22 protein-coding genes and 1 CRISPR repeat array are annotated in these 24,746 nt (G+C 39.8%); of the genes, 19 read left to right on the top strand and 3 right to left on the bottom strand.

Annotated elements, in window-relative coordinates:
- Positions 1-300 precede the first annotated feature (300 nt).
- From cas9 to SRA_RS05905, 6 genes are all read left to right on the top strand, one after another.
- Positions 301-4,413, top strand: a complete 4,113-nt coding sequence (gene cas9, locus SRA_RS05930; RefSeq protein ID WP_003088697.1) for a type II CRISPR RNA-guided endonuclease Cas9 — start codon at positions 301-303, stop codon at positions 4,411-4,413.
- Entirely contained in the window at positions 4,413-5,282 is an 870-nt protein-coding gene (cas1, locus tag SRA_RS05925; RefSeq protein WP_003088691.1) for a type II CRISPR-associated endonuclease Cas1, read from the top strand. Before cas9 ends, cas1 begins: the two co-directional genes overlap by 1 nt.
- Positions 5,279-5,623 (top strand): CRISPR-associated endonuclease Cas2, encoded by a 345-nt coding sequence (cas2, locus tag SRA_RS05920; RefSeq protein ID WP_003088688.1) that lies wholly within the window; start codon positions 5,279-5,281, stop codon positions 5,621-5,623. Before cas1 ends, cas2 begins: the two co-directional genes overlap by 4 nt.
- Positions 5,613-6,275 carry a type II-A CRISPR-associated protein Csn2 gene (gene csn2 / locus SRA_RS05915; protein WP_003088686.1) on the top strand — a complete coding sequence of 221 codons (663 nt, stop codon included), beginning with the start codon at positions 5,613-5,615 and terminating at the stop codon, positions 6,273-6,275. The genes cas2 and csn2 overlap by 11 nt, the downstream gene beginning before the upstream one ends.
- A 98-nt stretch (positions 6,276-6,373) precedes the next feature.
- Positions 6,374-6,580: a type II toxin-antitoxin system HicA family toxin gene (locus tag SRA_RS05910; protein ID WP_003088683.1), complete on the top strand. Its 207-nt coding sequence runs from the start codon at positions 6,374-6,376 to the stop codon at positions 6,578-6,580.
- Between the two features lie 2 nt (positions 6,581-6,582).
- The gene (locus SRA_RS05905; RefSeq protein WP_003088681.1) at positions 6,583-6,960 is read left to right on the top strand and encodes a type II toxin-antitoxin system HicB family antitoxin; all 378 of its coding nucleotides are present in this window, start codon (positions 6,583-6,585) and stop codon (positions 6,958-6,960) included.
- A 155-nt stretch (positions 6,961-7,115) separates the two neighbouring features.
- Positions 7,116-7,879: a CRISPR direct-repeat array (repeat unit 36 nt; unit sequence GTTTTAGAGCTGTGTTGTTTCGAATGGTTCCAAAAC).
- A gap of 231 nt (positions 7,880-8,110) precedes the next feature.
- Here the strand turns inward: SRA_RS05905 and SRA_RS05900 are convergent.
- Entirely contained in the window at positions 8,111-9,004 is an 894-nt protein-coding gene (locus SRA_RS05900) for an XRE family transcriptional regulator (RefSeq protein WP_003088678.1), read from the bottom strand.
- Between the two features lie 324 nt (positions 9,005-9,328).
- Between SRA_RS05900 and SRA_RS05895 the strand changes: the two genes are divergently transcribed.
- From SRA_RS05895 to SRA_RS05875, 5 genes are all read left to right on the top strand, one after another.
- Positions 9,329-9,592: a helix-turn-helix transcriptional regulator gene (locus tag SRA_RS05895; protein ID WP_003088676.1), complete on the top strand. Its 264-nt coding sequence runs from the start codon at positions 9,329-9,331 to the stop codon at positions 9,590-9,592.
- Positions 9,593-9,756: 164 nt separating this feature from the next.
- Positions 9,757-11,544 carry a GbpC/Spa domain-containing protein gene (locus SRA_RS05890; protein WP_003088674.1) on the top strand — a complete coding sequence of 596 codons (1,788 nt, stop codon included), beginning with the start codon at positions 9,757-9,759 and terminating at the stop codon, positions 11,542-11,544.
- Between the two features lie 351 nt (positions 11,545-11,895).
- The gene (lepA, locus tag SRA_RS05885) at positions 11,896-13,734 is read left to right on the top strand and encodes a translation elongation factor 4 (RefSeq protein ID WP_003088672.1); all 1,839 of its coding nucleotides are present in this window, start codon (positions 11,896-11,898) and stop codon (positions 13,732-13,734) included.
- A 25-nt stretch (positions 13,735-13,759) separates the two neighbouring features.
- Positions 13,760-14,236: a GNAT family N-acetyltransferase gene (locus tag SRA_RS05880; protein WP_003088670.1), complete on the top strand. Its 477-nt coding sequence runs from the start codon at positions 13,760-13,762 to the stop codon at positions 14,234-14,236.
- An 81-nt stretch (positions 14,237-14,317) separates the two neighbouring features.
- Positions 14,318-14,929 (top strand): DUF6287 domain-containing protein, encoded by a 612-nt coding sequence (locus tag SRA_RS05875; RefSeq protein ID WP_003088668.1) that lies wholly within the window; start codon positions 14,318-14,320, stop codon positions 14,927-14,929.
- 53 nt (positions 14,930-14,982) lie between these two features.
- On the opposite strand, the gene SRA_RS05870 is transcribed toward SRA_RS05875, so the two are convergent.
- Entirely contained in the window at positions 14,983-15,651 is a 669-nt protein-coding gene (locus SRA_RS05870) for a Pr6Pr family membrane protein (RefSeq protein ID WP_003088666.1), read from the bottom strand.
- 124 nt (positions 15,652-15,775) lie between these two features.
- Here SRA_RS05870 and SRA_RS05865 point away from each other — a divergent pair, with 124 nt between their 5' ends.
- From SRA_RS05865 to nmlR, 3 genes are all read left to right on the top strand, one after another.
- Entirely contained in the window at positions 15,776-16,948 is a 1,173-nt protein-coding gene (locus SRA_RS05865) for an Mbeg1-like protein (RefSeq protein ID WP_003088664.1), read from the top strand.
- Positions 16,949-17,174: 226 nt separating this feature from the next.
- Positions 17,175-18,218 carry a zinc-dependent alcohol dehydrogenase family protein gene (locus SRA_RS05860; RefSeq protein ID WP_003088660.1) on the top strand — a complete coding sequence of 348 codons (1,044 nt, stop codon included), beginning with the start codon at positions 17,175-17,177 and terminating at the stop codon, positions 18,216-18,218.
- 41 nt (positions 18,219-18,259) lie between these two features.
- Positions 18,260-18,652, top strand: coding sequence for a stress response transcriptional regulator NmlR (gene nmlR / locus SRA_RS05855; RefSeq protein ID WP_003088659.1), 393 nt, complete (start codon positions 18,260-18,262; stop codon positions 18,650-18,652).
- Positions 18,653-19,106: 454 nt separating this feature from the next.
- Here nmlR and SRA_RS05850 read toward each other — a convergent pair whose 3' ends face one another.
- Complete coding sequence (locus SRA_RS05850; RefSeq protein ID WP_003088656.1) at positions 19,107-19,862, bottom strand: MurR/RpiR family transcriptional regulator; 756 nt, start codon at positions 19,860-19,862, stop codon at positions 19,107-19,109.
- 117 nt (positions 19,863-19,979) lie between these two features.
- Between SRA_RS05850 and pfkB the strand changes: the two genes are divergently transcribed.
- From pfkB to SRA_RS05825, 5 genes are all read left to right on the top strand, one after another.
- The gene (gene pfkB, locus SRA_RS05845) at positions 19,980-20,909 is read left to right on the top strand and encodes a 1-phosphofructokinase (protein WP_003088654.1); all 930 of its coding nucleotides are present in this window, start codon (positions 19,980-19,982) and stop codon (positions 20,907-20,909) included.
- A 10-nt stretch (positions 20,910-20,919) separates the two neighbouring features.
- Positions 20,920-22,317, top strand: coding sequence for a PTS fructose transporter subunit IIC (locus SRA_RS05840; protein ID WP_003088652.1), 1,398 nt, complete (start codon positions 20,920-20,922; stop codon positions 22,315-22,317).
- A gap of 14 nt (positions 22,318-22,331) precedes the next feature.
- Positions 22,332-22,778, top strand: a complete 447-nt coding sequence (locus SRA_RS05835) for a PTS sugar transporter subunit IIA (RefSeq protein ID WP_003088650.1) — start codon at positions 22,332-22,334, stop codon at positions 22,776-22,778.
- 41 nt (positions 22,779-22,819) lie between these two features.
- A complete protein-coding gene (lacD, locus tag SRA_RS05830) occupies positions 22,820-23,803 on the top strand; it encodes a tagatose-bisphosphate aldolase (protein ID WP_003088648.1) in 984 nt (327 codons plus the stop codon).
- 148 nt (positions 23,804-23,951) lie between these two features.
- Positions 23,952-24,455: a YkgJ family cysteine cluster protein gene (locus SRA_RS05825; protein WP_003088647.1), complete on the top strand. Its 504-nt coding sequence runs from the start codon at positions 23,952-23,954 to the stop codon at positions 24,453-24,455.
- The last annotated feature ends 291 nt before the right edge of the window (positions 24,456-24,746 follow it).

Raw genomic sequence — 24,746 nt, 5'->3', positions numbered from 1 at the left:
GTAACACCTTATCAAAAAAATCACAAAATAAGGTGTTGGTTTAGTGTACACTTTTTAGATTTAAACAACTTAAAAAGATACAGTAGACTTTAAACATCTACTATATCTTTAAAAAATAGTTCTCAAAACCGTTGATAGACTTGACAAATGGTAGAAAAAAGCACCGAATCGGTGCGCACTTTTTCAAGTTGAATACGGATAAACCTTATTTTAACTTGCTGTGTTGTTTCGAATAATTCCAACATACTTATTTTACAATTTTTAATGCTATTTTGCAAGAGATTTTTGAAGGAGAATTTGATGAAAAAGCCTTACTCTATTGGACTTGATATTGGTACCAACTCTGTCGGCTGGGCTGTCATAACAGATGACTACAAAGTTCCTGCCAAGAAGATGAAAGTTCTGGGAAATACAGACAAAAATTACATTAAGAAAAATTTATTGGGAGCTTTATTGTTTGATAGTGGAAATACTGCGGAAGATAGACGCTTGAAACGTACAGCACGCCGTCGTTATACACGTCGGCGAAATCGTTTGCTGTATTTGCAAGATATTTTTTCAGATGAAATGAATAAGGTTGATGAGAGTTTTTTCCATCGTTTAGAAGATTCTTTTCTTGTTTCTGAAGATAAGCGAGGAGACCACCATCCTATTTTTGGAAATGTTGTGGATGAAGTGAAATATCATGAACAGTTTCCTACCATTTATCATTTACGAAAATATCTTGCAGATACTCCAGAAAAAGCTGATTTACGTTTGGTTTATTTGGCTTTGGCACATATGATTAAGTTTAGAGGCCATTTTTTAATTGATGATCCGAAATTGGATGTAAAAAATACTGATAGTCAGGAATTGTTCAGCCAGTTTTTAACGGCTTATGATGTGACACAGGAAGATAGTCATCTGGCAGATGTAAAGATCAATATCTCTGATATTATTACTGAAAAAATGAATAAGTCTCGTAAAGTAGAAGCTCTATTATTTCATTTCCCAAGTCAAAAGAAAAATTCATTTTTTGGAAACCTCGTGTCACTTGTTTTTGGATTACTCCCTAATTTTAAGACGAATTTTAATTTAGCTGAAGATGCTAAGCTACAGTTATCTAAGGATTCTTATGATGAAGATTTGGAGAATTTATTAGGACAAATTGGTGATGAATATACAGATGTCTTTGTAGCTGCTCGAAAGCTGTACGACAGCATTTTGTTATCAGGAATCTTGACGGTTAATGATTTGAGTACAAAAGCGATCTTATCTGCTTCTATGGTTAGACGTTATGAAGAGCATAATAAGGATTTAGCTAAACTAAAAGCCTTTGTCAAAGCGAATTTTACACATGATGTATTTAAAGAAGTCTTTTCTGATGCAAGTAAGAATGGCTATGCGGGTTATATTGAAGGTAAAACCAGCCAGGAAGACTTTTATAAATACGTGAAAAATCTAATTGGTAAAGTAGATGGCAGTGCAGACTTTATTGAAAAAATCGATCGTGAGGATTTTCTAAGAAAGCAACGTACCTTTGATAATGGTTCAATTCCTCATCAGGTACATTTAGCTGAGATGAAGGCTATCTTAAGACGTCAAGGTGAATACTATCCGTTCCTAAAAGAACATGCTGAAAAAATTCAACAAATTTTGACCTTTAGAATCCCTTACTATGTCGGTCCTTTGGATCGTCATGGTCATAGTGATTTTGCTTGGGCAAGCTTTAATTCGGAAGAAAAAGTGACACCTTGGAATTTTGAAGAGATTATTGATAAAAACAAATCAGCTCAGGCTTTTATTGAACGTATGACTAATCAAGATTTGTATTTGCCAAACGAGAAAGTGCTACCAAAGCATAGTCCCTTGTACGAAAAATATACCGTCTATAATGAATTGACTAAAATTAAATATGTTACTGAAACAGGCACAGCTAAATTCTTTGATGCGAATTTGAAACAAGAAATTTTTGATGGTCTTTTCAAGAAAGAACGAAAAGTTACTAAGAGAAAACTGTTAACGTTCTTAGAGAAGAATTTTGATGAGTTTAGAATTGTTGATATCCAAGGCTTGGATAAGGAAACTGAAACATTTAATGCCTCTTATGGTATCTATCAGGATCTATTAAAGATTATTAAAGATAAAGCGTTTATGGACGATTCTGAAAACGCTGATATTCTTGAAGATATTGTTCTTACATTAACACTCTTCGAAGACAGAGAAATGATTAAGCAACGATTGGCAAAATATGCGGACTTGTTTGATAAAAAAGTGATTGATAATCTTGCACGCCGTCGCTACACGGGCTGGGGGCGTTTGTCAGCGAAATTACTCAACGGAATTCGAGATAAACGATCACGTAAGACAATCATGGATTATTTAGTTGATGATGGTCGTTCAAATCGTAATTTGATGCAGCTAATTACGGATGATAACTTAACGTTTAAAGATGAGATTGCGAAGGCTCAGTATAGTGATAATAGCGATGATTTGCATCAAGTTGTTCAAGATTTAGCAGGCAGTCCTGCTATTAAAAAAGGCATTTTACAAAGTGTTAAGATTGTTGATGAACTGGTGAAAGTCATGGGATACGAACCAGAACAAATTGTTGTTGAAATGGCACGTGAAAATCAAACGACGGCCAAGGGGCGTCGCAATTCACAACAACGTTATAAACGACTTGAGGAGGCAATAAAAAATCTTGACCGCGATTTAAATTATAAAATTTTAAAAGAACATCCAACAGATAACCAAGCTTTGCAGAATGATCGTCTTTTCCTGTATTATCTCCAAAATGGCCGAGATATGTATACTGGTGAGTCATTAGATATTAATCGTTTAAGTGACTATGATATTGACCATATTATTCCGCAGGCCTTTATTAAGGATAATTCGATTGATAATCGTGTTCTAGTCTCGTCAGCTAAAAATCGTGGGAAGTCAGATGATGTACCAAGTGAAGATGTTGTCAATAGGATGAGACCGTTTTGGAATAAATTGTTGAACTGTGGGCTGATTTCTCAACGGAAATACAGTAATTTAACCAAAAAAGAATTAACACCAAATGATAAGGCTGGCTTTATCAAGCGTCAATTAGTTGAAACACGTCAAATTACTAAACATGTAGCACGTATTCTTGATGAACATTTTAATAAAGAATTTGATGAAGATAAGAAACGGATTCGTAAGGTCAAAGTAGTCACTCTAAAATCCAATCTGGTATCTAACTTCCGTAAGGAGTTTGAACTCTATAAAGTGCGTGAAATTAATGATTACCATCATGCGCATGATGCTTATCTTAATGCAGTTGTGGCTAAGGCTCTCCTAATGAAATATCCTAAACTGGAACCGGAATTTGTGTATGGCGAGTATCCAAAATATAATAGCTACCGAGAACGTAAAACGGCAACTCAAAGGATGTTTTTCTATTCTAATATCATGAATATGTTCAAATCCAAAGTCAAACTAGCAGATGAGCGAATTATTGAACGTCCGATGATTGAAGTGAATGATGAAACAGGAGAAATTGCCTGGGATAAAACAAAGCATATCGCTACTGTCAAAAAAGTTCTCTCCTATCCACAAATCAATATTGTGAAGAAGGTAGAGGAACAGACAGGTGGATTAACAAATGAAACGATATATCCGCGTGGTAGTTTTGATAAATTATTGAATCGGAAAAATACTTTAGAAGCTAGTAAGTATGGAGGATTTGGCAGTCCAACAGTAGCTTATTGCGTTTTAGTAGTTGCAGATAGTAAAAATGAGAATGGCAAGGTAAAGAAATTAAAATTAGGTTCTGAATTGCTTGGTATTACAATTCTTGAAAAAAATGATTTTGAAAATAATTCCTTAGATTTTTTAAGTAGAAAAGGATATCAAGGAGTTCAAGAGAAAAAGATAATCAAGTTACCTAAATATAGCCTATTTGAGTTCCAAGACGGTAGTAGGAGAATGCTATCAAGTGTTATGGCTAATGATAACAAACGTGGAGATCTGCAAAAAGCAAATGAAATGATTTTGCCAGCTTATCTTGTGAAATTGCTTTATCATGCTAAACATATAAATAGCGTTGGAGAGCCAGCTCATAAAAACTATATAAACGAGCATTGCTCTGAGTTTCAAGATTTATTGAATTATATTAGGCAGTTTGCGGATAAGTTTGTTGATGTAGATAAAAATTTAAGTAAAATAAGATCTCTTTCTAAATCTATGGCAGAGTATTCCGTGAGTGAAATCTGTAGTTCTTTCGTTAATTTATTAACATTAACAGCATTGGGTGCACCAGCAGACTTTAAGTTTTTTGGGACAACAATACCGAGGAAGCGATATGGGTCACCTCAGTCCATTCTCTCTGCCACCCTCATCCACCAATCCATCACTGGTCTTTACGAAACGCGGATTGATCTTAGTAAATTAGGAGAAGACTGATGGCAGGATGGAGAACAGTAGTTGTCAATACACATTCCAAGTTGTCTTATAAAAACAACCACTTGATTTTTAAAGATGCTTATCAGACAGAGATGATTCATCTGTCTGAGATTGACATCTTATTGCTTGAGACAACAGATATTGTCTTATCAACCATGCTAATCAAGCGTTTAGTTGATGAAAATATTTTAGTCATTTTTTGTGATGATAAACGTCTGCCAACAGCCACGCTCATGCCTTACTATGCACGTCACGATTCTAGTTTACAATTAAACAATCAGATTTCTTGGGCAGAAGAGATAAAACGTGATGTTTGGACAAACATCATTGCACAGAAGATTTTAAACCAGTCTTGTTATTTGGGAGAATGCTCTTATTTTGAAAAATCACAATCTATCATGGAGTTGTATCATGGTTTAGAGCCTTTTGATCCTAGTAATCGAGAGGGACATTCTGCACGGATTTATTTTAATACCTTATTTGGAAATGATTTTTCCAGAGAACAAGATAATGATATCAATGCAGGTCTTGACTATGGCTATACCTTGCTGTTAAGTATGTTTGCGCGTGAAGTGGTTGTATCTGGCTGTATGACGCAGTTTGGTCTTAAACATGCTAATCAATTCAATCAATTTAACTTTGCCAGTGATATTATGGAACCTTTCCGTCCAATTGTTGATCGTATTGTTTACGAAAATCGAAACAGTTCTTTTGTTAAAATAAAACGGGAATTGTTCAGCATGTTTTCAGATACCTACCTTTACAAAAATAAAGAGATGTATCTGACAAATATTGTCAGTGATTATACTAAAAAGGTGATTAAGGCGCTGAATAATGATGGGAAAGGGGTTCCTGAATTTAGGATATGAGTTACCGATATATGCGAATGATTTTAATGTTTGATATGCCCACAGATACTGCTGAGGAACGCAAAGCCTATCGGAAATTTCGGAAGTTTTTACTAAGCGAAGGTTTCATTATGCATCAGTTTTCAATATACAGCAAACTGCTTTTGAATAACTCTGCTAATACAGCCATGATTGCCCGTTTGAAAGAGAATAATCCAAAGAAGGGAAGCATCACCTTATTGACAGTGACTGAAAAGCAATTTTCCCGTATGATTTATTTGAACGGTAAGCGTGATACTAGTGTTGCCAGTTCAGATTCACGTTTGGTATTTTTAGGGGAGGCTTTTCCTGATGAAACTTAATTTTCCGATTTTAGATGAACCGATTGAACTTGGGAAATCAACGATTTTAGCCATAGAAGATGTACAGGTCTTCGCTCAGTTGGTGAAAAATTTTTATCAATATGAAGAAGATGGTGAGCTCAAACTATTTGATGAAAAATTGAAGAGTTTAAAAACACCCGAGTTGATGCTTGTGACAGACATATTAGGCTATGATGTCAATGCGCCATCTCTGATGAAATTAGTGCATGCTGATTTAGAAAATCAATTTAATGAAAAACCAGAAGTTAAGTCCATGGTTGAAAAACTGGCGAATACTATTACAGAGTTGATTGCTTATGAATGCTTAGAGAATGAATTAGACTTGGAATATGATGAGATCACAATTTTAGAGTTGATTAAGGCTTTAGGTGTTAAAGTTGAAACCAGAAGTGACACCATTTTTGAAAAAATATTTGAAATCCTTCAAGTTTATAAATACTTAAGTAAGAAGAAACTTCTAGTTTTTATTAATTCCTTGTCCTATTTTCAGAAGGAAGAAATAGTGCAAATTTTAGAATATATTCACTTATCACATATGACTGTTCTATTTCTGGAACCACATCAAGTTGATGGTTTTTCCCAGTATATTTTAGATGAAGATTATTTCTTGATAACAGAAAGTGGCAACTAAATACGAATAAATAAGATAGTTCTATAATTTGGAACTATCTTTTATTATGGATTGACAAATACGTATAATACGTATAGAATTAAAGGAGGAGATAGGAGTTGCCCTTGACTGGCAAAGAATTAGCCAGGTTGGCTGTAAAAAATGGATGGGAAGAAGTTCGGGTGAGAGGGAGTCATCATCATTTTAAGAAAAATGGAGTGTCTTGTATCGTAACGATTCCGATTCATGGTAATCAATCACTTAAAGTTGGTCTTGAAAAGAAAATCTTGAAGGATTTAGGGCTGCTAGAACAGAGGAGGAAGTAGCTATGTTAAAATCATATCCAGCGATTTTTCACAAGGAGAAAAAGGGATACTGGGTTGAATTTCCTGAATTTGGTGGTGGTACACAAGGGGAAGATTTGGAAGAAGCTATGAAGAATGCTCGTCAAATGTTAGAAAGTGTACTGGCATCTTATTTAGATGAGGGAATGAAATTACCTAGTCCAAGTGACATAAGGGAAGTGTCTGTCGATGATGGTTTCGTTACCATGATTCAAGCTGATCCTAGTCCTTATCTTAGAAATAACAAAGCCATTCGGAAAAATGTGACGGTTCCCGAATGGTTAGTGCGATTGGCAGATCGTGATCAAGTGAATTATTCTGAAGTACTAACAAAGGCTTTGGAAAAGAAATTACAATTATAAATAAAAGTAGGAAGTGCTGGAAATGTTGATTTTTAGCGCTTTTTAAGGTATAATATAAATAATTAAAACTTTAAAAAGGAATCATTTCGAAGCTGAAATCTGGCTGAGATGAATAGCGCGATTACGAAATTTCGGGACGAAAATTGGTCCACGAGGTTTTAGAGCTGTGTTGTTTCGAATGGTTCCAAAACATCAAAACGCTAACGCTGCTATCTATGCGGTTTTAGAGCTGTGTTGTTTCGAATGGTTCCAAAACCCCTGGCATTGAAAATAGTTTTAAAAAGATGTTTTAGAGCTGTGTTGTTTCGAATGGTTCCAAAACTGATTTTGATACATTTATCGACGTTTTTGGGTTTTAGAGCTGTGTTGTTTCGAATGGTTCCAAAACTATTGCTTTTGACCTAACAGGCAACTATGTGTTTTAGAGCTGTGTTGTTTCGAATGGTTCCAAAACGTGCACTATATCATCAAGGATAGCTACTGGGTTTTAGAGCTGTGTTGTTTCGAATGGTTCCAAAACTGATACAAAAGATAGTTTTCAAGGCTTGCCGTTTTAGAGCTGTGTTGTTTCGAATGGTTCCAAAACTAACAAGCGGATAGCAGTTTGAATGTCTTTGTTTTAGAGCTGTGTTGTTTCGAATGGTTCCAAAACACAATAGCTGTTGCAATTGTGCCAAAGGCTGGTTTTAGAGCTGTGTTGTTTCGAATGGTTCCAAAACCTTCAATTACTGGCTTATCGGCTTTTGGCGCGTTTTAGAGCTGTGTTGTTTCGAATGGTTCCAAAACACAATAGCTGTTGCAATTGTGCCAAAGGCTGGTTTTAGAGCTGTGTTGTTTCGAATGGTTCCAAAACTACAACCTGATGATCTTACCCGTGGGGATAGTTTTAGAGCTGTGTTGTTTCGAATGGTTCCAAAATCTAATTTTGAAATTGGTTTGTCGGTCTTTGATCTTTTAGGTTAAGTCTACAGTGGGAGAGAACAGATTGAAAGAGAATCTACGGATTTTCTTTTTTTAGTTTAAGCATTGAAAAAACTGCAGCGGATTCACTGCAGTTTTTATGATGCGGCTTTTAGTATGTTTCGCGTCCTTTGGCGCAAGCAAATACCAGCTGTATAATGGATAGTTTACTTGTCAGACAGGATAGGCGTCAGCTAATAACAGTGCCGATAATTTCTATGTCGTCATCTTCTTGCAAAATAATATCGTCATAATGGGGATTAATCGAAATCAGCCTGATCTCATGGTCTTTTTTGTATAGTTTTTTGAGATAAGCTTCATTGTTGACAATGACAACGATAAATTGACCGTGGTAAATTTCCTGTGTTTTCTTTACAAAGATGACTTCACCGTTATAAAACAGAGGTTCCATACTGTTGCCGTTTACCCTGAGAGCAATATCATGTTTAGGAATAGGTGCTGGGTACTTAATGGTTTCCTGTTTTTCATGGCCAACCCAGACACCGGTACCAGCCGAGACCTCACCATAAAGCACGATAGATTTATAGCTATGTCCCAAGGCTTGGTAGAGATCCTTGGCTTTTTTAATATTGTCTAAATGAATATTATCCTGATGTTTTATTTCATCTGTAATAAATTTATCCACAATCTCTTGATACTTAGCACCGCCGGCAGCACTCGAACTTTGGCTGTCTGCCAAGTGTTTTTGGGCAGCTAATCCCGTAGCCTGCTTTTGATCAGCCAGCAGCTGCTTTCCAAAATCAAGGAGTTTTTGCTGCCTTGGACTGTTCAGCTGCCGAGCCATGTAAGAAATTTGTTCAAGTACAGAAGAGCTGGAACTTTTAGAAAATCTGGGATCAATATCAGATTTCTGCAAGCCAAAGTAATCCGCGATTTTTTGAATATTTCCGGCTTTTGGCAGTGTCCGCCCTTTGACGTACTCATTGAGGCTGCTTTTAGGAATATTGAGAACAGATGCAAGCTGTGATTGATTCATGCCGCTTTCTGTCAGCAGGCGCTGGATATTGGAGGAGATCACTTTCATGTCTTCTAAATCTTGTGGTGTTAATTTTCCGCGTCCCATATTTCACCTTCTTTAGAAAATTACTATTTACATAATACCGTTTTCAACCGTAAAAGTAAATAAAAAAGGCAAAGGCTTGACTTTCGTCTTAAAACGAATTATAATATTCCTATTAAAAATAGTTTTCATTGGGGCCAAGTTTTGACGATATAAAATCTTCACCTCAGCATTATTTCAAAATTTCAAAATCTTTGTTTCCGTCAAAACGGCTGACTGGTTTCCCTTTTTCTAAGTCAGTCCCCTTCTGAAAGTCAAGAGCGTTGCTATAATGCTGCTATTTTTGACCATGCCCCTAAAATCGGGCTGTATGGGAATGTTGGTGAGATGAAAGGGGATGTAACAGTGGAGAAGTTGACCTTGCGAGCTCTCAGAGTGAACTATAGTTTAAGTCCTAAAGAGGTGGCTGATTGTCTGGGCATTGAACAACAAACTCTGCTGAAGTACGAAGAGGATAGCTCGGATATCCCCATTCATCTGGCTAACGCTTTGGCTGATTATTATGGTATCAATCTAGATTCTGTTTTTTTAGGCCCAGAATCCGATTTAAAACAGAAATTTAAAGAAAGTAAGCTTAAAAATATTACGTAGGCTATTTATATTTTAAATTTTAGAATTACCTCATCTTTACCATGCAAGTACAAGTATAATTTTCAGAAAAATTTAATTTAAGTCAAAATGATTGCAAATATATTTTATCCTGCTATAATGAGATAGTATTTTATATTAGAATCAATATATAAGGAAGGTTTTTTATGAAATCGAAAACTGCTAGGATTACTTTATTGAGCGGTCTTGCTTTAGCCGCATTTGGGACAACTAATGTGTTGGCAGAAGATGCCGCAGCCAGTCAGGCGCCTAGTACAACTGCAAATACCAATGTTAACAGCAACGCTGCTGAGACAGCACCTGCAGATGCTAGCCAGCAGGCACAGTCGCCATCAGTGACTGTCACAAAAACAGAGACAGTTGGCAATACAACAGTAACAACATCTGATGTTACATCTCAAGAATTAGAAGATGCAAAAGCAGCAGCACAAAATGCTAATTTAAATGTTACTGAAACTCCTGCTGTGAAGCAGCCTTCTGTAGCAGCGGCAGATGCTGACAACAAAGCTCAGGCGCAAAAAATTAATCAAGCAGTAGCTGACTATGACAAGGCTAAGACTCAGTATGCTCAGGATCAAAAACAGTACCAACAAGATTTAGCAGATTATAATACACAAAAATCTGAATATGATGCTAAAAAGAAAGCCTATGATGATTATCAGCAGCAGGTTGCTTCTGGTCAGGGTGCCGGCAGGGTTGAGAAGGCTCAGGGACTTATTTTTGAAAGCGAGCCAAAAGCTACAGTGACCATTCAGGGGGTTACTGACTATTTGGACAAAGCGGCCCGGGCTGCTCACCAGGCAGATGACATTTTGGAACAGTTTAATACTGATAAGTATACTGATAGCGAATTTACCTTAAACAACCCTTACGATCCGAATGAAGACACTTGGTTTAAAATGGCTGTTGGTGACACGATTGCGGTCACTTATGAAAATATTGTTAATTCAAGCTATAATAAACAAAAAATCAGTAAGGTTGTCACTACTTATAAGCTGAACAGTTCAACAAATAAGGATGGAACTGCTATTGTTGAGCTCTTCCATGATCCGACGAAAACAATTTTTATCGGTGCACAGACATCTAACACCGGCAGAAATGACAAGATCAGCGTCACAATGCAGATTACCTTCTTTGATGAGAATGGCAAAGCTATTGATTTGAGTGATAACAGATCAATTATGAGTTTGTCGTCACTTAACCACTGGACAGCAGATTATGGTGATCATGTTGAAAAAGTTGAATTAGGAAATAACGAATTTATCCAAATTCCGGGATCGTCTATTAGTCTGCACGGCAATGAGATCTACTCAATTAATGATAACCAATATAAGAAAAATGGTGCAACTTTTGATGGTGATGGCGATGATGGCTGGGATGCTGTCAATGCAGACGGGGATCCTCGCTCTGCCACAGCTTATTATGGAGCCGGTGCTATGACTTATAAGGGCGAACCATTCACCTTTACTGTCGGCGGCAATGATCAAGGACTGCCAACATCTATTTGGTTTGCGACTAACTCCACAGTTGCGGTTCCTGAAAATCCAGGTGAAGAACCGAAAAAACCAAGCGAGCCAAACCTTGAAAAGCCAACGGTTACTTGGCATAAAAACTTTGTTGTAGAATCTAAGCAAGAGGATGTTCCTCCGGTAATACCTCCTGAAACACCTGAAAAACCGGTGACACCGCAAACTACACCTCCAACAAGGCCGAACACACCAACACCAGATGCACCAAAATCATCTGTACCAAATAAGCCAACTAGCTTTAGGCCTGCAAGAAAAGATGAGGTGCGTGTCAGAGAACGTGAGTATCAGCCATCTCTTCCACAAACTGGTGATGACAATCAAACAGCGATGTTTGCTCTCGGTCTTGTTTCAACAGCTTTTGCAGCGGCAACAGCTATTGCAGCACACAGACGCAAAGATCAGTAATCATTCTTATTTAAAAAATATTACTTTAAGAATCTGGGATAGTTACGATCCTAGATTCTTTGTTTTTTAAACTTTGCCAGTTAGTGATGGGTTTGGAGCTGAATCGTGAATTTGCAGAAATCGACTTTTTTATTTTTAGGCTTGGATAAAAATGCCTGCTGGATAAGGCAGCAAAGGTTTGTGATAATCTTGCATACTCTCAGCCGCTGTGCGAGACTGCTATAGTTATTGGCTTAAAAAGCAGGATTTTGCCTTGGATTCTTTCAAGAGGGAAATCAGGGATAAGATATGGTAAGGTCCTGTCTTTTTTGTTATAATAAAGCTACTGATTAATTTTGACAAGGACAAAAAATGGATACTGAAAAACTTAAAAAACGTCAGGAAAAAATTAGGAATTTCTCGATTATAGCCCACATTGACCATGGGAAATCCACCCTGGCAGATCGCATATTAGAAAAAACAGAAACAGTTTCCAGCCGGGAGATGCAGGCTCAGTTATTGGATAGCATGGACTTGGAACGTGAGCGCGGTATTACCATTAAACTCAATGCTATTGAGCTTAATTATACCGCTAAAGACGGTGAGACTTACATTTTCCACTTGATTGACACGCCGGGGCATGTGGACTTTACCTATGAGGTGTCGCGTTCTTTGGCAGCCTGTGAGGGAGCGATTTTGGTGGTAGATGCTGCCCAGGGAATTGAAGCGCAGACCTTGGCCAATGTTTATTTGGCACTGGATAATGATTTGGAAATTTTGCCGGTCATCAATAAAATTGACCTGCCGGCTGCGGATCCCGAGCGCGTGCGAGCTGAGATTGAAGATGTGATTGGTCTTGATGCCAGCGAAGCTGTTCTAGCATCTGCCAAGGCAGGAATCGGCATTGAAGATATTCTTGAACAGATTGTCGAAAAGGTTCCGGCTCCTGCTGGCGATGTCGAAGCACCGCTCAAAGCGCTTATTTTTGATTCTGTTTATGATGCCTATCGCGGTGTTATCTTGCAGATTCGGGTCATAGATGGCATGGTTAGGCCTGGAGATAAGATCAAGCTGATGAGCAATGGTAAGACCTTTGATGTGACAGAGGTAGGTATCTTTACCCCTAAGGCTATCAGCCGTGATTTTTTGGCGACCGGAGATGTTGGTTATTTGGCAGCTTCTATCAAGACCGTGGCAGATACGCGTGTCGGTGATACGGTGACTTTGGCGAATCGTCCGGCTGAGGCACCGCTGCATGGTTATAAACAGCTGAATCCCATGGTTTTTGCAGGGATTTATCCGATTGATTCTGGAAAATATAATGATTTGAGGGAAGCTCTTGAAAAATTGCAGCTCAATGATGCCAGCCTTCAGTTTGAACCTGAGACTTCTCAAGCTCTTGGTTTTGGATTTCGCTGTGGTTTCTTAGGTTTGCTGCATATGGATGTCATTCAGGAGCGTTTGGAGCGTGAATTCAATATTGACCTCATCATGACAGCACCGTCAGTAGTTTATCATGTCAATACGACCGATAATGAGGTGCTGGAAGTGTCCAATCCATCTGAATTTCCGGATCCGACCAAGATTGATACGATTGAAGAACCCTATGTTAAAGCACAGATTATGGTGCCGCAGGAATATGTGGGAGCTGTCATGGAATTATCGCAGCGCAAGCGCGGTGACTTTGTGACTATGGATTATATTGATGATAATCGTGTTAATGTCATTTATCAAATTCCTTTGGCTGAGATTGTATTTGATTTCTTTGATAAATTAAAATCTTCTACCCGCGGCTATGCCAGTTTTGACTATGAGATTTCTGAGTACCGGAAATCACAGCTGGTTAAAATGGATATTCTGCTCAATGGCGATAAGGTTGATGCGCTCAGCTTTATTGTGCATAAGGAATTTGCCTATGAACGCGGCAAGCTGATTGTTGAGAAGCTCAAGAAAATTATTCCGCGTCAGCAGTTCGAAGTGCCAGTTCAGGCAGCTATCGGTCAAAAAATTGTGGCTCGTTCTGATATTAAAGCTTTGCGGAAAAATGTCCTTGCCAAATGTTACGGCGGTGATGTTTCCAGAAAACGCAAACTTCTTGAAAAACAAAAGGCTGGGAAAAAGCGGATGAAATCAATCGGTTCGGTTGAGGTTCCTCAGGAAGCCTTTCTCAGCGTTTTATCTATGGATGATGACGATAATAAGAAAAAATAGCTTTTAATAGCAGAAGGAGATTATTATGCCCATTAGATTAGCACAAATTACAGATATTCCAGACCTGCAAAAGCTTTTAAATCAGATTTTTCAGGTTCACCAAAGGGTTCGTCCAGATCTCTTTCAGGATACAGAGCAGGGAAGTAAATATTCCGAAGAGGAATTAAAAGATTTACTGCAGGATGCATCAAAACCAATCTTTGTTTATGTTGATGATAAAGGGCGAGTTTTGGGCCATTTGTTTTTAATAATAAAGGCAAGCAAGGAGCCTTCGGTATCAAAACCGCTGAAAACTCTCTTTATCGATGATTTGTGTGTATCCGAAGAAGTCAGAGGACAAAAAATCGGTCAGAAACTTTTTGACTTTGCCTTAAAATATGCTAAAGAATTGGGCTGCTATGACCTTACTCTCAATGTCTGGAATGACAATGAAGGAGCCTTAGCCTTTTATGAGCGTCAGGGCTTAAAAGCTCGGGAAACCAAAATGGAAAAAATTCTTTAAAAAACCCCAAAAAGTCTGTTTTTTTAACAAAAAATTGTGTAAAATAAATGGAAGAGTAATATTGAAATTGGAGGGCTGATTATGCCAAGACGTCGTGCTAGCCGCAGAAAATCCAGAAGAAAGACAGTATTTAGCATCTTATTGCTGGGACTGCTTCTTATTATTATAGGTTTGGCTGTCTATTTTGTTTCTGCCTACTTTAAGAATTCGGACAAAACATCAGGCAGCAAAACGCAGACACATGTAGTCAATCCTAAGAAAGATCCAGAAGAAAAGCAGGAGACAACAACTTCTTCGCAAGCACCGGCGTCCAGTTTTGATTTAGCAGCCCTTGCGGCCGGGGATTATACTTCTGCAGTAGGTACTTGGACCAATGAACTGGGAGATAGTCTGAAATTCAATGCAACAGGGCTTGAGAGTGCCACTGTTCAAAATGTAACAGAGTTTACACTGACTCCTGGCCAAGCTGCAAGCGATACTATTTATCAGGCTAGCTTAAGTTCAGCCGATGGAACAGTCGTTTACAATCTCTTGTTTGTCAAAGGCGGAGCAGCGATTCCTGCTGAATTCTTCACTGAAGGTTACAGTGATACATCAGACACTTCCCGTGACCGTCTTTATATCAGTTCACAAACAACTTTTGGCAGTGATGATTTCAGTAAGGGAGTTCTCTATAAATCTGATCAGCAATAAGAAAAGAAGCAGAGCTGCAAAACTGTCTGTGTCAGACAGCTGCGCCCTGCTTTTTAGTTTGAAGAAATTTTTAGTCTTGCCGTTTGATTCTGGACGGCTCTCTTTTTGGAACCGATGAAGTATTTGATACATACTAAACTATAACTGAGAAAAAGATAAATAAGAGCAATGCTAAGGGCATTGATTAGGACACTTTTGAAACCATATTTGGTCACATTGATAAAAAAGTAAGGGAAAGGACTGTCAGCAGAACCGGGGACCTCCCATTTTACAATAAGTCCGTTGATAAGCGCCAAAGCAAAATACACTAAAGGAAAAACTGTCCAAATCAAAGGATCAAACCAACGATAAACTCTCGGCCGATCAACAATCAAAGTGTCAGCTATCATTCCCAAAGGAAGAACATAGTGAACCAGAAAATTCCGAAGCGTATAGTAATCATAGGCTCTCACCTTAGGAGCTAGGATAAAATGGTAAACCATGAACGTCATGATGATAATCATGGTAACACCGCCCTTAAGACGCAGCAGCTGAAGGGTAAAAGGTTTCTGCGGAGCCATTATTTCTTGGATAATGAGGTAAATAAGAAAGCTGAATACTAAAGCATTTGAGAGAGTTGTGTAATATAAAAGCATGCCCCAGCCGGACTGTGTGATTTGGATAGAGACACCAATGATACCAGCAAGAGCAATGAGAATTCTAAAAATCAGTGTCTTTGACATAGCGTAATAGCGTAACCTTTCTATCGTGTTCAAAATCTTTTTTTATCATACCATATTTTCATTGACCTGTAAGCAAAAACTTTGTAGAATGAAAGTAAAAAACACATCTTAAAGTAGGAAAACTGTGGCTAATTTTATTGATTATGTTAAAGCAAATACCGAGCAGTCTTTTGCAGACCTGCCCTTAAATGAAGTAGATATAGCCTGTCTCAATGAGCTGGGCTATCTGCCCTTGGGAGAGTGGCTGCAGCAGCCGTCTTTAACGAGAGACAGCCTATGCCTTAAAGATTATCTGGATAAAGAAGCACTGGTTCATTTTAAGCATGATTTTTTAGTGACCAAGGAGCGCTTATTGCTGCTGGATAGCCTTCTTTCCAGCCAGCGTTTTGCAGACTTGTCTCTTAGTTGTTATGTCAATGAAGTCAGTCCGGAATTTGAACGGCAGTTTGCTGCTATGGTTCTCAGTCTGCCGTCTCTCAAGCATACACAGGTTATCTTTCGAGGAACGGATGACAGTTTGATTGGCTGGCAGGAAGATTTTCGAATGACATATATGCGTGAAATTCCAGCTCAGCGGATGGCCAGCCGCTATTTAGCGGACTTTCTCAAAGATTTTGATGGGCAGGCGGTCGTCTCTGGCCACTCTAAAGGCGGCAATCTGGCTGTTTATGCCAGCAGCCATCTGCTCAGTTCTTATCAAGAAAAGATTTCAGCGGTTTACATGCTTGATGCGCCTGGGCTTCATCAAAGTGTACTGTCTTCTTTTGGCTATGGCAATATTCAGTCAAAAATCTTGGCCATCCGTCCTAAAGAGTCCATTGTCGGTATTATGCGTAGGGCTGGAGTTGATGCTAAAATTGTAGACAGTGTTTCTTTTGGCATCAATCAGCACAATGTCGCTAACTGGCAGGTTGATTTGCAACTGGGGCAGTTCATCAAAGTCAGCAAAGGGACAGACTTCAGTCTTGCTTTAGAGAAAACCTTTCAAACGTGGAATGAAGAGCTGTCCAGCCAGGAGCTGAAGATTTTTTTTGATACTTTCTTTAATCTTTTTATGGATAACGGAATTGACAGTCTCAATGATTTTTTAGGCCGGAATCGGGATATTCCGCAAAAATTAGGCCATGTCATGACGGATTATTTTCAAGATCTGGATGATGATAAACGCCGTCTCATGCGTAAATCATTGGCTGTTTTGGTCAGTCATTTTGCAGGGCATTCTTTAAAAAATACAAAAGAGTCCGTCAACAGGCGTCTGCCTGATTTCCTAAAGCATTTCCAGCTGCCGATGAAGTAAAAGTATCATGCCTGACAGAGAGCAGTCATCAGAGATACTTGATAGCTGCTAGCACCACAGGTTTTATGACGTAAAATTATGGTCATTTCATCAAGGAAATATACTTTTCCTTGATTTTTTCTTGCCTTGAAGTGCACTCTAAGGTGTATAATGATAGGTGTCAGTGGGTCTATCTGAGTGTGATAGCACGGATGTCCAGCTAATTTTAACGAAAGAAGGAATACAGATGAAAGTAGCAACATTTATTGAACCAGGAAAAATGACTGTGACTGAGGCACCCAAGCCTAAGCTGCAGAAAGACACGGATGCCATTATTAAAATTGTACGTGCCTGCGTGTGCGGGTCTGATTTGTGGTGGTTTCGTGGCATTTCGCAGCGTGAAAATGGTTCTTTTGCCGGTCACGAGGCTATTGGTATTGTCCAAGAAGTCGGTGCTGCTGTGACAGACGTGAAGGCAGGCGACTTTGTTATTGTGCCTTTCACGCATGGCTGCGGACACTGTGCAGCTTGTCGGGCTGGCTTTGATGGCAACTGTACGAATCAAGAACCAGGCGGCAATGCAGGCTATCAGGGTGAGTATCTGCGCTATACCAATGCCAATTGGGCTCTGGTTAAAATTCCGGGTCAACCTTCAAATTATTCTGATGAGCAGCTGAATTCTCTTTTGTCCCTCGCAGATGTGATGGCCACGGGCTATCATGCTGCTAAAACAGCAGAAGTGAAAGCAGGGGATACGGTCGTTGTTATGGGAGATGGTGCTGTTGGCCTTTGCGCTGTTATCGGCGCTAAGCTCTTGGGTGCTGGCCGCATTATTGCAATGAGCCGCCATGCTGATCGGCAGGCTCTGGCTAAGGAATTTGGAGCGACGGACATTGTTGCAGAGCGCGGCGATGAAGGTGTGGCAAGAGTTCTTGATTTGACCGAAGGCAATGGAGCTGACGCTGTTCTTGAGTGCGTCGGAACAGACCTGTCTGTTGATACAGCAACAAAAATCTGCCGGCCGGGTGCCATTATCGGCCGTGTCGGTGTGCCGCACAATTCTGAGATTGCTACCAATGCCTTGTTTTGGAAGAATATTGGCTTGCGTGGGGGTATAGCTTCTGTGACAACTTATGACAGGGAAATTCTCTTGGAGGCCGTTTTAAATGGGGATATTCACCCTGGCCGAGTCTTTACTAAGCGTTTCGGGCTGGATGATATTCAGGCGGCCTATGAAGCTATGGACAAGCGTGAGGCTGTCAAATCTTTGATTGTTATCAGCGAAGATTAGCTGTCAGTTTTGCTATATTTCAAAAAATCAAGGAGAAGAAAATGAATATTAAAAAGGTCAGTGAACTGACAGGGGTGTCTGCGGATACCATCCGCTACTATGAGCGGATTGGCTTGATTCCGCCTGTACCGCGCCACAAGTCGGGTGTACGGAATTTTACAGAGCATGAGATTGGTATTTTGGAATTTGTCCGCTGTTTTCGCAAGGCAGGTATGAGCGTGGAGTCGCTTATCGAGTACATTGCCTTGTTGGAAAAAGGAGAAGGCACTGAAGAGGCTCGTCTGGCCTTACTTATAGAGCAGCGTGAAGAAATGGATGCGCGGATTTACGAACTGAATCAGGCTCGTGAGCGTCTCAATTACAAAATTGAAAACTATGAAAATCAAATTCAAAAACGAGAACACGAGCTGTTCGATGAAAATAAGGAAAGTTAAGGGAGCAAGTTATGCGGACGGAGCTGTGTGCAGTTTGATATGAAAAAAAGAAGGAGTAGCTAAAGACTGGCTGTGTCTCCTAATAACAGTGCTTATACGCTTGATGTTCTCAGATGACTTTTCCCACTTGCTGTAATAACTAATAACTGCAGCTAGTAGCGCTCAAGTAGGACCTGGACCAGATTTTTTGGCAGATCTTTGTTTTGGTGTTTAGTGTGTTAGACTGTTGGTCGGCTTAAGCCTGAAAAGATTGAATCTCGGCTGTGATGTCCGCAGCTTTTTGAATCGAATGATGCTGTGCTAAAATTTCTGCATAGAGCAGTTGTTCAAAGGTCATGGCAAACTCCTCAAAAATAAATAGTGTAGCGGCAGAACAGCTGCAGCATCGCACCGGTAATATAACTACAGCAGCAGAATAAACAAAAACTATCTTTGCAGTCAGCAAGGATAGTTTTTACTTTGACTGAACACTGGCTGAAAAAGTATCCAGCAAGACCCTGCCTAAAATATAGAGCGGCAGGCGGGAATGCACCTCGAAATCTGGAAAGTAAGACAGCTCTGTTTTAAAACCGTATAATTTTAATCTAGCAAATTTGGCCAGACTGCCAGATTTGTTGGCGGTTATTAATAAATTAGGAATATTGTTTTGTTGGCAATTTTTTGCTGCTGTGACAAGGGATGCGGTTTCACCATTTAATGAAATAAAGAGAACAAAGTCATGCGGCAGCAGCTGTTTGCTGACAGGAACAATGATGTTTGGATCAGTATGCATCTCACAGTATTTATGCAGCAATTGAAATTTAACCAGCAACTCCTTGCCCAGCATTTCTGAGAAACCTCTGGCAAAAATAATAATCCTTTTAGCCTCAGTCAGCTGAGGAATGGCTTCTTCCAAAGCATCTACATCAAGCATGTTCAAGGTTCTGACAACTTCCTGATAATTTTTAACGATTGAATGCTTGGTATCCATAGCCATTTTTTTACTGTCAAGGATATTGAGCTGATCCTTCTTTTGCATGACAATAGAATGTTTAAAATCAGAAAAGCCATTATAGCCTTTTTTCTGCAGTGTTCTTGTGATAGTAGCATTTGAAACATTGGCTGCTTCGCTGAGCTCGGAAATGCTGTATCTTGCAATGGAGTTGGTATTTTTAGTGATATAAGACCAGAGATATCCTTCGGTGTCTGTCAGCTTTGTTGATTTATTCATAATAACTCCTGAAAATCGTTTCAAACTTCCCTTTGCTTTTGGAAACACTTTCAACGATAAAATAGTAAGATAATGACTGTAAAAAGATTATATCAAAAAAACGAAAGGAGGGAAATAATGTCAAGGGTTTACACATGTACGATGAACCTAGCTATTGATTTGTTTATTGAAACCGAGCAGATGCTGGCATCAAAAGTGAACCGTACCTTGTCAGATGATGTCCAGGCCAATGGAAAGGGGGTTAATGTTTCTTTTATTATGAAGCAGCTGGGCATTTCCACAACAGCTATTGGATTTGCAGGAGGCTTTACCGGCAGGTTTATAGCTGATACTTTGGTTTCCAAGGACATAGGAGAGCAATTTGTTGAGGTTGACGGTCTCACCCGGATCAATGTTTTTACAAAAGTAAATGCCGAACATAAGGAATTCAAGCTGGTGAATCGAGGTCCATTGGTCAGTGAGACGGCTCAGGAAGAACTCTTAGGGCAAATAAGAAATTTTGCAGAAGGGGATTACTTGGTAGTCTCAGGAAGCTTGCCTCGAGGTGTGAAGCCTGAAATCCTGACAGAAATCTCAAAAATTGGTCAGGAGAAAGGCCTGCAGCTGATTTTTGATGTCAGTCATCCGACTGTTTTAGAAAGTTTGACCTACAGGCCTTATCTGCTGAAGCCTAATGAAGAAGAGCTGGCTAACTGGTTTGGAAAAGAATCGCTCAGCCTTACTGAAATTGTTGAGTGTGCTAAAGAGCTGGTGAACAAAGGCGCTCAAAACATTCTGGTCTCATTGGGCGGAGCTGGTGCGGTGGCTGTGAATTCAGCTTTAGAAGTGTTTGAGTGCAATGCTCCGCAAGGTGAGGTGGTTAATACAGCTTGTGCCGGTGACACCTTGCTGGCAACTTTTTTAACGGGACTAATCCGGCAGGAGGCAATTACTGCTGTATTACCAAGAAGTGTTGCAGCTGGCTCATCAACAGCCTTCAGAAGCGGTTTAACCGATTTTAGCGATGTTGAACTATTGCAAAAACAAATTAAATGTCATCAGATATAGGAGTAAAAAAATGGCAAAATACAAAATTATTGCAGCAACTGGCTGCCCAACAGGAATTGCTCATACATTTATGGCACAGGAAGCTTTGGAAAAAGCAGCAGCTGACAGAGGCGTCAGCATCAAGGTAGAAACTCACGGACAAGTTGGTGTGGAGAATGCCTTGTCACAGGAAGAAATTGCAGCGGCAGATGCGGTTATCATTGCAGCAGATAAAGATGTTCAGGCAGAACGCTTTGCCGGCAAACGCCTGATTGAGGTGTCTGTGGCTGATGGTATTAAAAAAGCAGATCAGCTCATTGATGATGCTCTTGCTGGCAAAGGCTATATCAAAGAAGGCAGACAGCAAAATGAGCATTCTGAAAATCAAGAAGCTCCCAGCCAGGAAAGTATAGGCCGTCAGCTATATAAACATTTAATGAATGGCGTTTCACACATGCTGCCCTTTGTTGTAGCCGGCGGTGTCTTGGTAGCGGTTTCCTTTCTCTTTGGTATTTATTCATTTGACAAAAACAGCGACCAATATAACTGGTTTGCTGCTCTGTTGAAAAATGATATTGGCGGCGTTGCAATGGGAATGATGACGCCGGTCTTAGCCGCTTTCATTGCTGAATCCATTGCTAAGCGCCCAGGCTTTGTAGCAGGTCTCGTAGCCGGTTTGATGGCAGCTAACGGCGGCTCAGGATTTTTAGGCGGGATTCTTGGTGGATTTGCTGCAGGTTATATTATTTTGGCTTTGATCAAAGTATTTAGCGGTCTGCCAAAATCATTGGATGGTCTGAAAGCTATCTTCCTCTATCCAGTATTTGGTGTCTTGCTTACAGGACTGGTCATGGCCCTCATTAATTCCCCTATGGTATGGGTGAATACAAGCTTGATGAAGTGGCTGGCAGACTTTGAAAATGCCAATCCGCTAGTCTTAGGTGTTATTATTGGCTGTATGAGTGCTTTTGATATGGGTGGACCTGTTAATAAAGCGGCTTATGTTACAGGGACAGCTCTTTTGGCACAAGGCAATACGTCCTTTATGGCTGGTGTTTCGGCAGCCTGTATCGTACCTCCGCTGACAACATTTGTTGCAACCACCCTTTTTAAAGATTCCTACAGTGCTGAGGACCGTAATGCCGGATTAGCAAATCTTATTCTAGGTTCTACCCATATTACTGAAGGAGCCATTCCTTTTGCAGCAAAAGACCCGCTGCGCAATATTCCAACTCTTATGTTAGGTTCCTCTATAGGAGCTGTTCTGACCTATATGTGGAAGGTTAAAGTGCCTGCTCCGCATGGTGGATTTTTGGTTCTGCCAGTTGTCACACATGCCTTTCTTTGGGTATTGGCTATCGCTATCGGTGCTGTGGTTTCAGGCATTCTCATGGGCTTGATTCAAAAATCCAAAGCTAAGAAAGCCTAAAAGAGGAGAATAGTATGATTGATGAATCGTTAATTAAAATCGCTTTGACTTTGGAAAGCCAAGAAGACGTTTTTCAATATCTGTCAGAGCTGGTTGTTAAAGAAGGCTACGCCAAAGAAGCTTCTGAGGTTTTAAAAGCTTTGAAAGACAGAGAAGCAGAAGGCTCAACAGGAATGATGGATGGTTTTGCTATTCCTCATGCGAAATCAAGCACCATCACTAAACCTGGTGTAGCTCTCTTAAAACTGGCGGCAGGAATTAATTGGGAGTCAATGGACGGCAAACCAACTCAATATATTGTTGCCTTATTTATTCCAGAAACTGAAGCCGGTACAACGCACTTGAAATTGCTGTCTCAGCTGGCTCGTTTATTGATGAAAGATGACTTTAAGAAAGCTTTTGAAGCTGCACAGACACCCCCAGAGCTAAAAGCCTTGCTGGAAGATAAGTTGAGCAGTTAGTTTATGAATATATTTTTAATGAAGGATAAGGATGGAGAAAGATGTTAACATTAACCCCTAAAAAAAGAGCCTGTCTGGAAAAGGTCAGCCAAAACGGTATTATCTCTGCGCTGGCATTTGACCAGCGCGGGGCTCTTCGTAAAATGATGGCAAACTATCAAGACAGCACCCCTACTAGAGAACAAATAGAGCGCCTCAAGTCCTTAGTATCTGAAGAATTAACAAAGTATGCCTCATCCATTCTTTTAGATCCAGAATATGGACTTCCTGCTGTTGATGTTAAAGATAAGCATTCGGGCCTCTTGCTGGCCTATGAAAAAACAGGTTATGACGCAAAGACAACCAGCCGGCTGCCAGACTGTCTGCCAGAGTGGTCGGTCAAGCGTTTGAAAGAGCAAGGAGCCGATGCGGTTAAATTCTTGCTTTATTACGATGTGGATGGCGATGAAGCTGTCAATCGGCAAAAACAGGTCTATATCGAACGCGTAGGCTCTGAGTGTCAGGCAGAAGACATCCCTTTCTTCCTCGAAATTCTGACCTATGATGAAAACATTGCAGATAACAATAGCACAGCCTTTGCAAAGGTAAAAACCCATAAGGTAAATGGCGCGATGGCAGTTTTTTCTGATCCTCGTTTTGGAGTGGATGTCCTAAAAGTGGAAGTACCAGTAAATATGCATTTTGTTGAAGGTTATGCTGCTGATAAAGTCCTTTTCACAAAGGAAGAAGCGCTCAAAGCTTTTCAGGAGCAAGATACCTCAACCAATCTTCCTTATATCTACCTAAGTGCTGGTGTCAGTGCTCAGCTGTTCCAAGAAACCTTGCTCTTGGCTCACGAAGCCGGTGCTAACTTCAACGGCGTTCTCTGCGGCCGGGCGACTTGGTCAGGCTGTGTACAGGTTTATATGGAAAAAGACGAAAAAGCAGCCAGAGACTGGCTGCGGACAGAAGGATTTCGCAATATTGACGAACTCAATAAGGTGCTTAAGAAAACAGCCACTCCCTGGGAAGATAAAATTCTTTAAATTCCAGTAAACCGATGAATCGTTTAATATTGTAAAAGAAGAGAGACTTAGGCCATGCTGTGAACATGAATGTCTATATCTCTTCTTTTTTTGACGGCTGATTTTTATGGTATAATTCTAGTGATTAACCCTTTTAGAAAGTAATAATATGCCTAAGACAAGTATTGACCTTGAAAAATATCATGACTTAGCTCTCCAAAAGCAGAAAGAACACCGGCTCTTTTTAGCAGCATTAAAGAAAACAGCACCGAAAAATCTGGATAAGATTGTTCAGGAAGTGCACAACCAAGTGTTTGAGGAAATAGACTGCATGGCCTGTGCCAACTGCTGCAGAACTTTAGGTCCGCTGTTTACAGAAGCTGATATTACCAGAATTGCCAAGCATTTTCGCATGAGGCTGCCGGTTTTTGAAGACCTCTACCTGCATGTGGATGAAGATGGCGATAAGGTTTTTAAGGCCATGCCCTGTCCCTTTTTAGGAGCAGACGACAATCTTTGCTCCATCTATGACGTGCGCCCCAAGGCCTGCCGCGAGTTTCCGCATACAGACCGCAAAAAAATTTATCAAATTAATCATCTGACCCTCAAAAATACCCTCTTTTGCCCAGCGGCCTATCTTTTTGTGGAAAAGCTGAAAGAGAGGATGGGATAGAAAAACTTGTCACAAAGCCTCGTGATAAGTTTTTTTGTAAGGTCAGTGAGTGGGTGTAGCAATGCGGTTTTTCTTTTTGGTTATAAAATAAAAGTCCCTCAAAACTTTTCTGAGGGTCTAAAGAATAGTAATACTAAAAAAGATAATCCTAAGTACTAGGAATGCTTAGCGCAGAAGTGCCTACCCCATTCTGGGATTTAGCCTTAATACTTCAAAAGTTATTTTTATCAGATTCATTCTAACATATGAAATTGATAATGCCAAAGACTAAATAAATTTTTGCCAATGGCT

Source organism: Streptococcus ratti FA-1 = DSM 20564 (assembly GCF_000286075.1).
Lineage (GTDB): Bacteria > Bacillota > Bacilli > Lactobacillales > Streptococcaceae > Streptococcus > Streptococcus ratti.
This window is presented reverse-complemented; position numbering and strand designations above follow the sequence as displayed.

Excerpts from the sequence above, each read along its gene's own strand:
- cas9 (WP_003088697.1), top strand. The coding sequence starts at position 301 with ATGAAAAAGCCTTACTCTATTGGACTTGATATTGGTACCAACTCTGTC.
- cas1 (WP_003088691.1), top strand. The coding sequence starts at position 4,413 with ATGGCAGGATGGAGAACAGTAGTTGTCAATACACATTCCAAGTTGTCT.
- cas2 (WP_003088688.1), top strand. The coding sequence starts at position 5,279 with ATGAGTTACCGATATATGCGAATGATTTTAATGTTTGATATGCCCACA.
- csn2 (WP_003088686.1), top strand. The coding sequence starts at position 5,613 with ATGAAACTTAATTTTCCGATTTTAGATGAACCGATTGAACTTGGGAAA.
- SRA_RS05905 (WP_003088681.1), top strand. The coding sequence starts at position 6,583 with ATGTTAAAATCATATCCAGCGATTTTTCACAAGGAGAAAAAGGGATAC.
- SRA_RS05900 (WP_003088678.1), bottom strand. The coding sequence starts at position 9,004 with ATGGGACGCGGAAAATTAACACCACAAGATTTAGAAGACATGAAAGTG.
- SRA_RS05895 (WP_003088676.1), top strand. The coding sequence starts at position 9,329 with ATGAAAGGGGATGTAACAGTGGAGAAGTTGACCTTGCGAGCTCTCAGA.
- SRA_RS05890 (WP_003088674.1), top strand. The coding sequence starts at position 9,757 with ATGAAATCGAAAACTGCTAGGATTACTTTATTGAGCGGTCTTGCTTTA.
- lepA (WP_003088672.1), top strand. The coding sequence starts at position 11,896 with ATGGATACTGAAAAACTTAAAAAACGTCAGGAAAAAATTAGGAATTTC.
- SRA_RS05880 (WP_003088670.1), top strand. The coding sequence starts at position 13,760 with ATGCCCATTAGATTAGCACAAATTACAGATATTCCAGACCTGCAAAAG.
- SRA_RS05875 (WP_003088668.1), top strand. The coding sequence starts at position 14,318 with ATGCCAAGACGTCGTGCTAGCCGCAGAAAATCCAGAAGAAAGACAGTA.
- SRA_RS05870 (WP_003088666.1), bottom strand. The coding sequence starts at position 15,651 with ATGTCAAAGACACTGATTTTTAGAATTCTCATTGCTCTTGCTGGTATC.
- SRA_RS05860 (WP_003088660.1), top strand. The coding sequence starts at position 17,175 with ATGAAAGTAGCAACATTTATTGAACCAGGAAAAATGACTGTGACTGAG.
- nmlR (WP_003088659.1), top strand. The coding sequence starts at position 18,260 with ATGAATATTAAAAAGGTCAGTGAACTGACAGGGGTGTCTGCGGATACC.
- SRA_RS05850 (WP_003088656.1), bottom strand. The coding sequence starts at position 19,862 with ATGAATAAATCAACAAAGCTGACAGACACCGAAGGATATCTCTGGTCT.
- pfkB (WP_003088654.1), top strand. The coding sequence starts at position 19,980 with ATGTCAAGGGTTTACACATGTACGATGAACCTAGCTATTGATTTGTTT.
- SRA_RS05840 (WP_003088652.1), top strand. The coding sequence starts at position 20,920 with ATGGCAAAATACAAAATTATTGCAGCAACTGGCTGCCCAACAGGAATT.
- SRA_RS05835 (WP_003088650.1), top strand. The coding sequence starts at position 22,332 with ATGATTGATGAATCGTTAATTAAAATCGCTTTGACTTTGGAAAGCCAA.
- lacD (WP_003088648.1), top strand. The coding sequence starts at position 22,820 with ATGTTAACATTAACCCCTAAAAAAAGAGCCTGTCTGGAAAAGGTCAGC.
- SRA_RS05825 (WP_003088647.1), top strand. The coding sequence starts at position 23,952 with ATGCCTAAGACAAGTATTGACCTTGAAAAATATCATGACTTAGCTCTC.